The 13,678-nt window shown below is 40.9% G+C and carries 12 protein-coding genes; 5 read left to right on the top strand and 7 right to left on the bottom strand.

The genetic code is table 11. The features are described 5' to 3' along the window. The first annotated feature begins 27 nt into the window (after window positions 1-27). A complete protein-coding gene (locus BQ4305_RS16835) occupies window positions 28-270 on the top strand; it encodes a YhdB family protein (RefSeq protein ID WP_110928917.1) in 243 nt (80 codons plus the stop codon). A gap of 124 nt (window positions 271-394) precedes the next feature. Here BQ4305_RS16835 and BQ4305_RS16830 read toward each other — a convergent pair whose 3' ends face one another. From BQ4305_RS16830 to BQ4305_RS16815, 3 genes are all read right to left on the bottom strand, one after another. Then, on the bottom strand, window positions 395-2,593 hold the full coding sequence (locus BQ4305_RS16830; protein WP_110928916.1) for a YhgE/Pip domain-containing protein: 2,199 nt from the start codon (window positions 2,591-2,593) through the stop codon (window positions 395-397). Between the two features lie 339 nt (window positions 2,594-2,932). Continuing rightward, the gene (locus tag BQ4305_RS16820) at window positions 2,933-4,660 is read right to left on the bottom strand and encodes a phospho-sugar mutase (RefSeq protein ID WP_110928914.1); all 1,728 of its coding nucleotides are present in this window, start codon (window positions 4,658-4,660) and stop codon (window positions 2,933-2,935) included. A 139-nt stretch (window positions 4,661-4,799) separates the two neighbouring features. Then, window positions 4,800-6,347 carry a bifunctional GNAT family N-acetyltransferase/carbon-nitrogen hydrolase family protein gene (locus tag BQ4305_RS16815; protein ID WP_110928913.1) on the bottom strand — a complete coding sequence of 516 codons (1,548 nt, stop codon included), beginning with the start codon at window positions 6,345-6,347 and terminating at the stop codon, window positions 4,800-4,802. A 190-nt stretch (window positions 6,348-6,537) separates the two neighbouring features. Between BQ4305_RS16815 and BQ4305_RS16810 the strand changes: the two genes are divergently transcribed. Continuing rightward, window positions 6,538-6,975: a disulfide oxidoreductase gene (locus BQ4305_RS16810; protein WP_110928912.1), complete on the top strand. Its 438-nt coding sequence runs from the start codon at window positions 6,538-6,540 to the stop codon at window positions 6,973-6,975. Next, entirely contained in the window at window positions 6,972-7,442 is a 471-nt protein-coding gene (locus tag BQ4305_RS16805) for a thioredoxin family protein (RefSeq protein WP_110928911.1), read from the top strand. Before BQ4305_RS16810 ends, BQ4305_RS16805 begins: the two co-directional genes overlap by 4 nt. Window positions 7,443-7,506: 64 nt before the next feature. On the opposite strand, the gene BQ4305_RS16800 is transcribed toward BQ4305_RS16805, so the two are convergent. After that, window positions 7,507-7,923 carry a DUF5365 family protein gene (locus tag BQ4305_RS16800; RefSeq protein ID WP_110928910.1) on the bottom strand — a complete coding sequence of 139 codons (417 nt, stop codon included), beginning with the start codon at window positions 7,921-7,923 and terminating at the stop codon, window positions 7,507-7,509. Window positions 7,924-8,145: 222 nt separating this feature from the next. Here BQ4305_RS16800 and BQ4305_RS16795 point away from each other — a divergent pair, with 222 nt between their 5' ends. After that, entirely contained in the window at window positions 8,146-9,045 is a 900-nt protein-coding gene (locus tag BQ4305_RS16795) for an RluA family pseudouridine synthase (RefSeq protein WP_110928909.1), read from the top strand. A 144-nt stretch (window positions 9,046-9,189) separates the two neighbouring features. Here the strand turns inward: BQ4305_RS16795 and BQ4305_RS16790 are convergent, their stop codons facing one another. The 3 genes from BQ4305_RS16790 to BQ4305_RS16780 form a co-directional block, all read right to left on the bottom strand. Next, window positions 9,190-10,548, bottom strand: a complete 1,359-nt coding sequence (locus BQ4305_RS16790; RefSeq protein ID WP_110927520.1) for an IS1182 family transposase — start codon at window positions 10,546-10,548, stop codon at window positions 9,190-9,192. Window positions 10,549-10,680: 132 nt separating this feature from the next. Beyond that, window positions 10,681-10,935, bottom strand: coding sequence for a GlsB/YeaQ/YmgE family stress response membrane protein (locus BQ4305_RS16785; RefSeq protein WP_110928908.1), 255 nt, complete (start codon window positions 10,933-10,935; stop codon window positions 10,681-10,683). A 432-nt stretch (window positions 10,936-11,367) separates the two neighbouring features. Continuing rightward, complete coding sequence (locus BQ4305_RS16780; protein ID WP_110928907.1) at window positions 11,368-12,198, bottom strand: aldo/keto reductase; 831 nt, start codon at window positions 12,196-12,198, stop codon at window positions 11,368-11,370. 390 nt (window positions 12,199-12,588) lie between these two features. On the opposite strand from BQ4305_RS16780, the gene BQ4305_RS16775 reads away from it, so the two are divergent. Beyond that, window positions 12,589-13,593: an inorganic phosphate transporter gene (locus tag BQ4305_RS16775; RefSeq protein WP_110928906.1), complete on the top strand. Its 1,005-nt coding sequence runs from the start codon at window positions 12,589-12,591 to the stop codon at window positions 13,591-13,593. Window positions 13,594-13,678: the final 85 nt, after the last annotated feature.

The following is a 13,678-nucleotide window of genomic DNA, read 5'->3' as shown; positions in this document are numbered from 1 at the left end:
AGCTCCTGATCGAGGAGGAGAAAACAAATGGATAATACGGATTATGACAAAGCTTTGTTCTACACACACCGTTCTGACTGGGATGAACTCCTGATTTTAATGGTTCGGACAAAAGACCAGTTTTTATCCAAGAAAATCGAACACTTTTTACATGCTTACCGGTTTGAACATGATTACAGTATCATCGAATCAAAGATGTACTCGCTGCTGAGATATCTTGACCATGCAGCAGCCTACACCACAAGTCTTTCATCAAAGCTGTCTGTTTAACAGTAGCGTATACCTTTTGGGAAATTTCATTCAACTTCAGGGTTACTATGGCTGGTATATCCTTTAGCGAAATATAAAAAGGCCAGGAAAGAAATACCTGGCCTTTTTCCTGTTATATATTCGATTACTCTTGTACTGCATCACTGACAGCAGAAGCTGAATATTTTTTCTTATGCTTAATGATGAAATAAAGCAATGTAAGAATCATAAATGATACAGCAAAACCTAATAATACATAGCCATTCGACCACATAAAACTAAAGTTTCCTCCAGAAATAACTTCTTTAAATCCTCGAACCGAAAAGGCCATAGGCAGAAGATGATTAAACACCTGAAGCTGATCTGGAATTAATTCCACTGGGAATGTTCCGGCGCTTGTTGTCAATTGCAGGATCAAAATAATGATCGCCAAGAAACGCCCTGGATCTCCCATTGTTGTGACAAGAAGCTGTATAAGCGTGACAAATGTTAAACTTGTTATGACGGTAAAAGTGATAAATAAAGGAACACTTTGCACCTCTAAACCTATAAATTCCAGAAGTATCGCACAAGCAATTAAAGCCTGGATGATGCCAATTCCTGCAGCAATTCCAAATTTGCTTAAAAACCATGTTACTCCGTTTTTCGGAACGCCAACGGGCTGTTCAAACGGGAACACAATGGAAATGAGCAGTGCACCGACAAATAAGCCGAGTGACAAGAAATAAGGAGCAATTCCCGTACCGTAATTCGGAACTTCGTTGACACTTTCCTTCTCTACCTTCACAGGCTCAGCAACCATATTATACGTATCATCATTTGCCTTAACATCGGATGATTCCTTCGCTGCCTCGCTTATTTCATTTTTGAATTCTTTTGAGCCATTCGTCAATTCCTTAGATCCGTCTGATAACTGAACCGCACCATCGGCAATTTGAGAAGAGCCGTCCGCCAATTGTTTGGAGCCTGCTCCTAATTGCCCTGCGCCATTTGTTAGATCTGCAGCACCTGCAGCAAGCTGCTCACTGCCTGCTTTCGCTTCGTTCAATTTCGATGAGAAGGTTTCGAGACCGGCCGTTAATTGGCTTTGTCCCTTCTGGAGTTCACCCGCTCCGGATTCCAATTGTGCAGCTCCTCCGCTGAGCTTTTGGATTCCGGCATATAGAGCAGATTGCCCCTCATTAATCTTTGCGAGATTGTTGGAAATCTCCGCAGAGCCATCCGCCAGCTGGCCGGCAGATGCTGAAATATTTTTATTGCCCTGTGCCAGTCCTGCAGTTCCCTCGCTTAATTGTTGAAAAGCTGCTTCAACTGCTGCTTTATTTTCTTCTGGCAGTCCGGCTATAACAGGTGCCAATTGCGCTTGCAGAGCCTGCAGCCCTTCATCAACCTTTACAGCTGTGTCAGCTGCCGTTTGAGAACCTTTTTCCAATTCTTGCAGACCGGCTGCCACTTTATCTGAACCGCCTTTTAGCTCTTGCGTCCCAGAAACAACACTGCCCATATTTCCTTCCAGGCTTCTTATTCCTTCATGAGTCTGCTGAATGCCCGAAGTCAGGCTCGCTGTACCCTCTTCAGCCTTTTTTGATCCCTCAACTAATTGGCTTTGTCCATCTGAAAGCTGACCCAAACCGGAGTTCAATGACTCAATTCCTTTTTGCAGTTCCTTTGTTCCGTTGGCTACTTTATCCGTTCCATTAGTGAATTCTACTTGCTTCTCGGCAAGCAGCGCTAATTTTTCTTCCATTGTTTTAGAGCCTTTTTCTACATTCTCTGCCCCATTCAGCAGTTTACCGGCTCCTTCATCTGCAAACTGAAAGCCATCAGCCATTTTTTTCATGTTGTCAAACATGGTCTCAGCGTAGGTTTCAGTGACTTTTTCCTGAAGGGACATTTGGATTTTCTGAATGGCCTTCTCGCCTATTTGAGACGATAAAAAGTTATAGCTTTCATTTGGAACATATTTCAGCTCCAGCTTCTTAGGTTTTTCATCGAGCAATGTTGTAGCATTTTTAGAGAATGACTCAGGGATTTCAACGAGCAGGTAATACTTCTGGTCTGCCAAGTTCCGATATCCCTGTTTTTTGTCTACAAATTTGAAATTGAATTCTTTGCTTTCTTTCAAGTTCTTAACAAATTCATCCCCAAGCTGATAGCTATGGCCATCCATCTCTGCCCCTTTATCATTGTTTACGATGGCAACGGGCAAATTTTCAAGCTTATCATAAGGATTCCAAAATGCCCACAGCAGCATGCCGCCATACATAATAGGAATAAACAAAATCGCAATAATCGGGATAAGCAATTTCCGATTCGTAAAAATCTCTTTTAATTCCCGTTTCATTCCTTTCCCTCCACTTGTTTGGATTAGATGAACCAAACTGTTATTTATAAAAACAGACAAAATAAAAAGGAACCCTCTTCAAAACAGCCGGCTACATCCGGCTTTGGCTCTTTAGAAAAGGAATTCACTATTGATTAAATCAATTGCCAAAGGTCAGTGTATGACCAAATGAATAATTCAGTCACTAAGTTCTTAAAAAGAATACCAAATCCTAAAAAAAAAATCAATATAAAAAGAATCTGTGGCAAAATTAAAAATATCAAATTCCTCACAGAGGAATTTGATATTTATTCACGTACGCTGCAGGGATTTCCGTTTCAGTTACACTTTCCTGCTATCTTATAATTTTGTTTGAATCAATTCCATGAATTGGTTCATAACTTCTGCGAGTTTACCTTGGGCCGTTACCATGGAATCTCCCTGTACACCAAAGTAAAATTTAATTTTCGGTTCTGTGCCGGATGGACGCAGGCAGACCCATGTACCGTCTTCTAAGTAATATTTAAGGACGTTCGATTTTGGAAGATCAATTTCTTTCTGACTTCCATCAGCTAATGTGCTCATACTGCTTTGATAATCTTCCTGAACCGCTACTTTCCTGCCGGCGATTTCCTTTGGAGCAGACATGCGGAAATCATCCAGGATGCTTTGAATTTTTCTAGATCCTTCGATTCCCTTTAATGTGATGGATTTTAATCCTTCTAAATAGAAGCCATAGCGTTCAAAAACATCTAATAAACCTTCATACAAAGTCATTCCCTGCTTTTTATAATATGCACAGACTTCTACTGCAAGGACCGCAGCCTGAATGGCATCTTTATCTCTTGCAAAGTCTTTAATCAGGTAGCCATAGCTTTCCTCATATCCAAATAGGAAGGTATGCTCCCCGCTTTCATTGAATTCGGCAATTTTTTCGGCAATAAATTTAAAGCCGGTCAGTACATCCATTGTTTCCAAACCGTAATGCTCAGCAATTGCCCTGCCTATTTCAGAGGTAACGATTGTTTTTAAAACGGCTCCATTTTCAGGAAGAGTGCCTTTGCTCTTCTTCTCTTTTAACAAGTAATCGAGGAAGAGTGCTCCCGTTTGATTGCCTGTCAGTACTGTATATTCTCCGTCCTGATTTTTCACGGCAAGCCCGAGTCGGTCGGCATCTGGATCTGTTGCGATTAAGAGATCTGCATTCACTTCATTGCCTAATTTAATGGCAAGCTCGAAAGCAGCATGCTCCTCAGGATTCGGTGATTTCACAGTAGAAAAATTCGGATCAGGCAGTTCTTGTTCTTTTACAACATGAACATCGCTGTAGCCAAGGTCGCTTAAAGCCCGTCTGACCGATTTATTAGCTGTTCCATGAAGCGGAGTAAATACGGTTGTTACCGCCACTTCCTTGCTTAGGTTTTCATTTTCAGGAACGGTCAGAAGCTGTTCATTATACGCAGCATCTATTTCTTCGCCAATGATTTCAATCAAGCCGGCAGCTTTCAATGATTCCTCTGAATCAATAACGATCGCTAATTCATTTTCGACTGAATTGACATACTCAATGACAGAGTCTGCAGCGGCTGGCGGAAGCTGTGCTCCATCCGGTCCATATACTTTATATCCATTATATTCCGGCGGATTATGGCTTGCTGTTACAACAATCCCTGCATAGGCATTCAGCTGGCGAACAGCAAACGACAATTCAGGAGTCGGACGCAATTCGTCAAAAAGATAAGCTTTAATGCCCTCGGTAGCCAGTGTCTTAGCAGCTTCCATAGCGAATTCAGGAGATTTATGGCGTGAATCATAGGCAATGGCAACGCCTCTCCCCATGGCTTCGCTGCCGTGTGCCTTGATATAACGGGCAAGACCAAGACTCGCCTTTCGGACTGTATATATGTTCATACGGTTTGTGCCGGCACCTATCTCACCGCGCATGCCTCCGGTTCCGAACTCCAAATTTTTATAAAAAGCATCTTCCAGTCTTGCCTCATCCTGCTCCATATCTTGTAATAAAGTCTTCATTTCTTGATTGAGATTTTCATAGTTTGTCCAATTCTTATATGTTTCTTTCCAATCCATCTCTTGTATGCTCCTCTCTCCGCTTGCATGTATTTTTATGTAAAATGCCTAATATAAAAGTACCATATCCTGTTCCTGATATGAAGAAATTTTATAAAGGGGGCATGGCGCTTCTGTTTCGCCATACACCCCCAATGATTTATCTCATTCCTTTTTTATAATTGATTTTATAAAGATCCTTGCGGCGGTCTTTCAGCTGAGTTACCGTACCCGACTGACGCTGGCGCCGTAGAATCTCTAAATCAACATCCCCTATGACAACCATCTCGATATTAGGATTTGTTTCACCTACGATTCCGTCCCTGGCAAATTCAAAATCTGAAGGGGCGAAGATTCCGGACTGTGCGTATTGGATATCCATGTTTTCCGTTTGCGGCAAATTGCCTACAGTTCCGGAAATGACTGTATAGACCTGATTCTCAATCGCACGGGCCTGCGCACAGTATCTCACTCTTAGATAACCTTGACGGTCTTCTGTACAGAAAGGGGTAAAAATAATCCTTGCTCCCATGTCTGTAGCGATTCTGGAAAGCTCAGGAAATTCGATATCATAACAAATCTGGATGGCGATTTTTCCGCAGTCCGTATCGAAAACACGCACTTGGTCCCCTGCATTGATTCCCCACCATTTTCTTTCATTTGGAGTGATATGAATTTTATATTGCTTTTCAATCGTTCCGTCACGGCGGAATAAATAAGCAATATTATAGATATTTTCATCATCTTCCTTTACAAAATGGGAACCTCCGATGATATTCACGTTGTAACGAATCGCCAAATCGGTAAACAGTTCAATATATTGTTCCGTAAATTCCGCAACTTTCCTCACCGCAAGACTCGGCGATCTCTCATTCAGGAAAGACATCAATTGTGTGGTGAAAAGCTCAGGGAATACAGCAAAGTCAGCATTCGCATCTGAGGCAACATCTGTAAAATATTCGACCTGATTAGCAAAATCCTCAAAAGAGTTTATTTGCCGCATCATATATTGGACTGCACATATTCTTACCGGCTCGGAAGTTTTGAAATAACGTTTCGTCTTGGCCTTGTAGTCCCAGTTATTCCATTCCATTAAAGTTGCATATTTATTGGACTGTTTATCATCCGGAAGGTAATTCGGATTAATCCTCATTAAGCTAAAGCCATTCAGCAATTGGAAGGAAAGAACAGGATCATAAATATTGTGATGCTGCACTTCTTTTACATACTCTCTTGGTGAAAGCTTATCAGCGTATTTATGGTAATTCGGAATCCTTCCTCCAATAATGATACTTTTCAGATTTAATTCGTGGACAAGCTCTTTTCTCGCTTCATACAGACGCTGGCCGATTTTCATCCTTCGATAGCTTGGATGCACCATAACCTCTATACCGTATAAGTTAAATCCGTCCGGATTATGATTCGTAATATAGCCATTGTCTGTTACATCATCCCACGTATGTCTGTCATCATATTCATCAAAGTTGATGATCAGGCTTGAACAGGAACCGATGATTTCTCCATCATATTCCGCTACAAATTGGCCTTCCGGAAAAATCTCCAAGTGACTCTCCAGCTGTTCTCTCTTCCATGGGATCATTCCCGGAAAGCAAAGCGCCTGCAGGCCGATTATCCGATCAATATCACTTACCTGCATATTTCTTATTTCCATAATTTTTTCAAACTTATGCAAATCTAGATTCGTCATTTTTACACTAACTCCTTTTTGGTCCCATCAATATCTTAGTTTACCCTCAGTGATTTCTTATGAAACCTGGTCAATCCCGGCAGGACCCTTAACTATATCGGAATACACTTAAAAGGTATATATATTTTACATCAAACCAACTGACCATATATAATTTATTGAGATGAAATAACTAAATGGAGAAGTGATTATGGATAAAAGAAAAGCGAGGGATAATTGGATTTTTGCGGCATGGTGTGTGTCGGTCATCGCAATGTTTGGCAGTCTGTACTTTTCTGAAATCAGACATTACGAACCCTGTGTTCTCTGCTGGTTCCAGCGAATCGTCATGTACCCCTTCACAATCATCTTAGGAATAGCCATTATAAGAAAAGATTATTGGATCAGCTTTTATACGATGATTCTGTCGGCAATTGGCGCATTTATCTCTGCCTATCACTACTTACAGCAGAAACTTCCTGCTTTCGCTGAAAGTACCTTCTCATGCGGCCGAGTGCCATGTACAGGAGAATATATTAATTGGCTAGGCTTCATCACCATCCCATTTTTGGCTCTGACGGCATTCATCATTATTTTCGTCTGCAGCTGCTGCATCTGGAAGATATCCAAGGAGGTTAAGACTTCATGAAAAAAATGCTTGTTTTCTTAGCTGTGATCGTTATCCTGTTCGCAGCCATCGCCTTAATTACCAACAAGCAAAATACAGAAAAAACCGAGGGGAATCCATACGGGAAGAAAGAACTTGATCCTGCCACGGCTGATCAGCTGACGGATCCCAATTATCAAAACCTGATCCTTCCTGAAGAGCTGGAAGAGGATCTGAAAGATAAAAAAGACCGGGCTGTTTATTTCTACAGTCCTACATGCCCGCACTGTCAGCGGACGACTCCGATTGTAGCCCCGCTCGCTGAGGATATGGGGATTGATCTTGTCCAGTATAATCTGCTTGAGTTTGAAGAAGGATGGGATGATTACTCCATTGAAAGCACCCCGACCATTGTTTATTTTAAGGACGGAAAAGAGCAGGACCGTATTGTAGGGTATAACGAAAAAGATGTTTTCCAAAAATGGTTTGAGAAAAATGGCGTGAACTGATTCTCCAGCAACAAAAAGGCTGCCCGCTATGGACAGCCTTTTTTTGTATAGGCACTCAGTTTGTTCAAATTAAATATTGATTGGCTGCTTCACTGGAGTAGAGATCCATTCCATCTGTCTCCGCCAAGGGATGGGAAAAATGGTGGTATTCAAAAGGAAAAAAGATGCCCGCTTCATTTAATAAAGCAACATTGCGTTCAAATAGCTTCCGATATTTAACATCCTTATAAAAAGACTTACTCTTTTCTTTCTCACCAAGAATCGATACAATGACCTGAAGACAGGTCATCACTTGATATGCTTCCCTCATCGTTCCATTATACGTATAATGACTGATGTTAGGCTCCAGCACACCTATTTTTTTGAAACGAAGCATTTCCTCATCAGTGAAATAATAAGGCAAAATATGTTGGCAGATGTTTGAAGTAAGTTCCTTTATTTGATTTTCCTGCTCTTCCGTAGAAGAGAAAACAATTTTCACAAAGATACCACCTTTTTAGGTTCTTTTTGCCTATTTCATTATGTTTTGAATTGTGTTTATTTATGTACTTTTTATAGAATAACATACAATTTCATAAAAAAATGTGGTAATTATCACCACCAGCGCTTAGGAATAGGTCTTTAGATTCTGCATTTTGCTAAAGTGCAAAAGGTTTTTATAGATGAAAAAAATCGAATCTTGTCGAAACAAAGGAGAAAATGTATGAAAGTGACTGATAATACCCGTTTTTTGACATTATCTGTTATCAAAGAATGGGATAAATTAACACTAGAAAATCTTTTTAAATTTTGGAAATCCCCCAAAAAAATGGTTCATGAATGGCGGATGAGCAAGCTTGTGGCCATAAATGGGCAGCCCGCCTCCTGGAACACCGCTTTAAAAGAAGGAGATATCCTCAACATTCCCCTATTAGAGAATGAAGGAACTTCCGTCCCTGCAGAAGATTTAGGGATCCAAGTTTTATATGAAGATGAGCATCTGCTGATTGCCAATAAGCCGGCAATGATGAGCACTCACCCAAATTCAGAGGGAGATAAAGGCACATTATTAAACGGAGTTGCCCATCATCTCTCGCTTACCGATCAGCCTGGATATATTAAACATATTCACAGACTTGATAAAGATACAACAGGAGCCGTCCTTTTTGCCAAACATCCTCTCGCAGGCGCACTATTGGATAAGATGCTCGAAGAACGGCACATTAAAAGGACTTACTTAGCCTGGGCAGAGGGATTAATAACCAATGACCGAGGAACGGTCAATCAAAAAATCGGACGGGACCGTCATCATCCAACAAGAAGAAGAGTTTCCCCGGGAGGACAGACAGCTGTTACCCATTATCAAGTGATCACACGGGACCGGAAGCAGAAATTAACACTGATCAGCTGCACCCTGGATACCGGCAGAACCCACCAAATCCGGGTGCATATGAGCCACCTTGGACATCCGCTTGCAGGCGACTGTCTATATGGGGGGCGCCCTCTCTTTAAACGGCAGGCTCTGCATGCTCGAAAAATAGAATTTTCTCACCCCTTTACCGGCAGGTTCATCACATGTGAAGCTCCATTTTTAGATAACCCGCCGATTTTCAAAGAGCTGTGACAAGCACAAAAAAGCCGGCCATAAGGCCGGCTTTCAGATTGTCGACAAAAGGCCTTCGGAAGGAATCCCTTCCGAAGGCCTTTCTGTTATTTTTCCTATTTAATCGTTGTATTTTTAATTTTGAGGGCTCATCGAGCCCCATAATTAGCCGGTTTGAGGATTGACCCAAGTCCAATTTGCCATCTTCTTTAAATTCATGGCACCAAAAGTAAGCAACGCCTGCATGGACAATTTTTTTAGACCTCTTAACGTTGTCCAACGCATGCCATGCTTTTCTTTTGCATCCGCAAAGACTCGCTCAATGGTTTCTTTACGTTTGGCATAGATATCTTTTATGGTTTGATGGTGTCGGAGATGATCTGCTTCTTCTACGTACCCTTCCCATATGTGTCTCTGAATGAGCTTTTGGTGGTTCTTACTTTGGGTACAATTCATGATCACTGGACAATCTTTACATATTTTAGGATCAGACTTATACTGACGATACCCCTCCTTAGTAGTCGTTGAGTAGTTCAACACATTGCCCTGCGGGCATAAATAGCAATCATGGTACTCATCGTAAACATAGTCATGTTTCCGAAAATATCCCTCTTTTGTACGCGGACGTGTATAAGGTAAAACGGGCGTGATGTCATTTTCTATTAGATAATTTGTAATTACTGGTGTCTTATAGGCTGCATCAGCAGCAACAGCTTCAGGCTTCCCAACTTCTTCCATTACTTTCTCAACCAAAGGCTCAAGTATCTGACTATCATGCGTATTACCAGGAGTTACGATGGTCCCTAATACAAATCCATTCCTATCTGAAGCAGCGTGAAAAGAATAAGCAAACTGCTTCGTTCTTTCATCTTTTACATAATATCCACTCTCAGGATCTGTCGTACTTTCTTTGATTTCTTTCGTTTCATTTTTTTCGAATTTATCTGGAGGGAAGGGATTCTTATCATGGTCCTCTCGGTCCTGATTGATTTCTTCTTGAAGACGTTGTTCATATGCTTTTGTTTCTTTACGGACAACTTTCTTTTGAAACTTTCGTTTATTCGCACTAGCTTTAACGTGTGTAGAGTCAATAAAAATATGTTCGGCACTGATTAACTTCTTCTTAGCAGCTTCGCTTATAATATGATAGAAAATCTGTTCAAACAAATCCGTATCTTTGAATCTGCGTTCGTAGTTTTTACCGAAGGTAGAAAAATGGGGGATTTTATCATGAAATCCGAATCCTAAAAACCATCGATAAGCCATATTGGTCTGGATTTCTTCAATCGTTTTGCGCATGGAGCGGATACCAAATATGTACTGAATAAATGTCATTTTAATAAGAATTACCGGGTCAATACTTGGACGACCTACATCTGAATACATATCCTCTACTAACGAATAAATAAATGAAAAATCGATCGCTTTTTCTAGTTTGCGAACCAAATGGTTCGCAGGAACAAGTTCATCCAGCGCAATCATTTCAATTTGATTTCTTTGAGTAGAAGAATATTTGGAAAGCATATTGGTCACCTCAAGTAAATTTGTTACCTCCATTTTAATATAAAAAAGGCTGTAGATAAACTCGATTTTCACGAGTTTGTCTACAGCCTGAAAGCCGGCCATAAGGCCGGCTTTCCAGTCATCTTATTTACGTTAAGAAGCTCTTCTTGTTCCTTTGAGGATCATGCTCAAAATGAAGACAAAGACGATAGCTCCGATCAAGGCCGGAATAATCGCAAAGTCTGCAACGACTGGTCCCCAGTCTCCAAGAATCAATGTACCTAACCAAGCACCGATAAATCCTGCTACGATGTTTCCAATAATACCGAAAGGAATGTCACGTCCAACAATCATTCCAGCTAACCAACCGATAATACCTCCAATAATCAATGACCATAAAAATGCCATGTTTACTTCCTCCTTTAATTTTGTAATTAGGGTAAGGAATCCTTTTGTTCCTCCCCTTTTCTTAACGGCTAAGCAGTATAAACTAATGTGACAAATGCCAGTAGATGTAACAACGATATGAGGTCAACACTCTTCAGCATTTATCAAAGCTTCTACTTTAAGATGACTTGTCATTTGCTTAGTCCGCCGTTGTATTGTTTATTTTCCCCGTATTTCCGATATAAAACCTAAAAAAATTTATTAAATAAATGGGGCGTAAACAAGAATAAACATTAGAAAACAGGGTATCTTATCAAGTTTTACTATTTGGGGATTTGATTCAGGCACAAAGAAAAAAGGAGCAAACCGCAGCTGCAGCTTGCCCCTTTCGTTATACATTCATCGTAGAAAAATATGTAGCGTATTTTCTGCTCCCAAACTTAGAGAGACAGCTTAAAATATGAATTCATCAGGATTTTTACTGAAACGCTCATTTTTATTCAGCGCATCGATTTGATTCATATCTTCCTTGCTCAATTCAAAATCAAAGACATTGGCGTTCTCTTCAATCCTTGATGGTGTGACAGATTTAGGAATGACCACGATTCCGTTTTGCAGATGCCATCTAATCAGCACTTGTGCTGATGATTTGCCATACTTCTCTGCAATTTTCATAACGGTCGGTTCATTGATCAAATTCCCTTGTCCGAGCGGTCCCCATGCTTCAACCAAGATTTCATGTTTAGCACAAAAATCGCGGATCTCTTTTTGGGACAGGTATGGATGGAGTTCAATTTGATTGATGACTGGTTTAATTTCCGAATTTGCCATTAGGTTTTCAAGATGATGGATATGGAAGTTACTTACTCCAATAGCACGGACTTTTCCTTCTTTGTATAAATGCTCCAAAGCTTTCCATGTTTCCAGATACTTGTCTTTGCCTGGCCAATGAATCAAATACAAATCGAGATATTCCAGACCGAGCCGGTCCAAGCTGTCCTGATAAGCTTTTAAAGTCGTCTCGTACCCTTGATCAGTATTCCACACTTTTGAAGTGATGAATAGATCTTCGCGGGCCACACCGCTCTCTCTGATAGCCTGTCCGACACCTTCTTCATTTTGATAAATGGCAGCGGTATCGATAGCCCGATAACCTGTTTCGATGGCTTTTTTCACAGATGATACAGTTTGTTCTCCGCTTTCTACTTTAAAGACTCCAAAACCCAGCTGAGGAATGCCTATTCCATTATTCATCGCTACTTTTTCTTCGATACTTTTAATCATTGACCTAGCCTCCTTTATTTTATTCTTTAAAATTGTACCATCTAGTTCTGAATGAAAGGTAAAATTTTGCTCTGAAACATATAAGAAATATTTACTTCACTTACTTAAATTCTTTGTAAATTTTTATCGAAACGCTTATTCTAATTAATGGATGGGTAAGATGGGGCGAATTTGACAACCTATACATACCTCTTTTTTGATTTTTTATATGGATGGCTGAAAACAGCTTGCGCATGATCCAGTCATGCATGCTCTCGTCTTTATTCACTCTTTCTATAGAGCAGAAAGATTTCCAGCAAAACCCCAGTAAAAGAAGGTGCTGTAAGAAAGATCAAGGAAATGCTTGAATACCGTTTTTCAGATTATTTTATATTAGGGAGATTTCATTCAATGAATACGATTTTATTATTAACCGTTTTAATCGTTGCTTTTGCTCTTATTTTCGATTTTATTAACGGCTTCCATGATACAGCCAATGCCATCGCTACCTCCGTTTCCACCAAAGCCTTAAAGCCAAGACATGCGATTGTACTGGCAGCCATTATGAACCTGCTTGGTGCACTGACCTTTACCGGAGTGGCGCAGACAATCAGTAAAGACATCGTCGACCCTTTTACAATTGAAAACGGGCCGGTCGTCATCCTTGCTGCCCTGTTTTCCGCCATCATCTGGAACCTGCTGACATGGTATTACGGAATTCCCAGCAGCTCCTCTCATACCCTGATCGGTTCCATCGTGGGTGCCGCCATTGTAGCAGCCGGCTTTGATTCCATTAAATGGAGCGGTTTTACGACCATTATTATCGCCTTGATTGTTTCGCCGATTCTGGCCTTCACTTTGGGATATATCGTGTACAGCCTCTTTAAGGTGTTCTTTAAGGAAAATAACTTAGGCAAAACGAATAAGCATTTTCGCCGGATTCAGATTTTGACAGCTGCCATCCAATCTTACACACATGGTACAAACGATGCCCAAAAATCAATGGGGATCATTACAATGGCCCTCATTGCTAATGGGTATGTTACAACGAGCGACATTCCTTTCTGGGTACAGCTGTCCTGTGCGATTGCCATGGCTCTGGGAACTTCCATCGGCGGCTGGAAAATCATTAAGACAGTTGGCGGCAAAATTATGAAAATCCGTCCTGTCAACGGTGTGGCTGCCGATCTTACAGGAGCCGCGATCATTTTTGGGGCCACTTTCATCCACATGCCGGTCAGTACTACACATGTCATTTCTTCATCCATACTCGGTGTAGGTTCTTCCCACCGGGTGAGGGGAGTAAAATGGGGAACTGCCAAACAGATGGTCATCACCTGGTTTATCACCCTGCCGATTTCCGCTCTGTTAGCCGCCTTGATTTATACAGTTTTATCCTTTTTCATGCATGGGTAAAGGAGAATTGTAAAGTTTTATTAAGATATTGTAAATTTTCGTCGAAACCTCTTCCAAAAGAGTTAACGAATTCGTTACAATTACT

The sequence above is a fragment of the Bacillus massiliglaciei genome, from assembly GCF_900098925.1.
In the GTDB taxonomy this organism is placed as follows: domain Bacteria; phylum Bacillota; class Bacilli; order Bacillales; family DSM-1321; genus Peribacillus; species Peribacillus massiliglaciei.
Note: the sequence above shows the minus strand (reverse complement) of the source record. Positions and strands in the feature narration are given on the sequence as shown.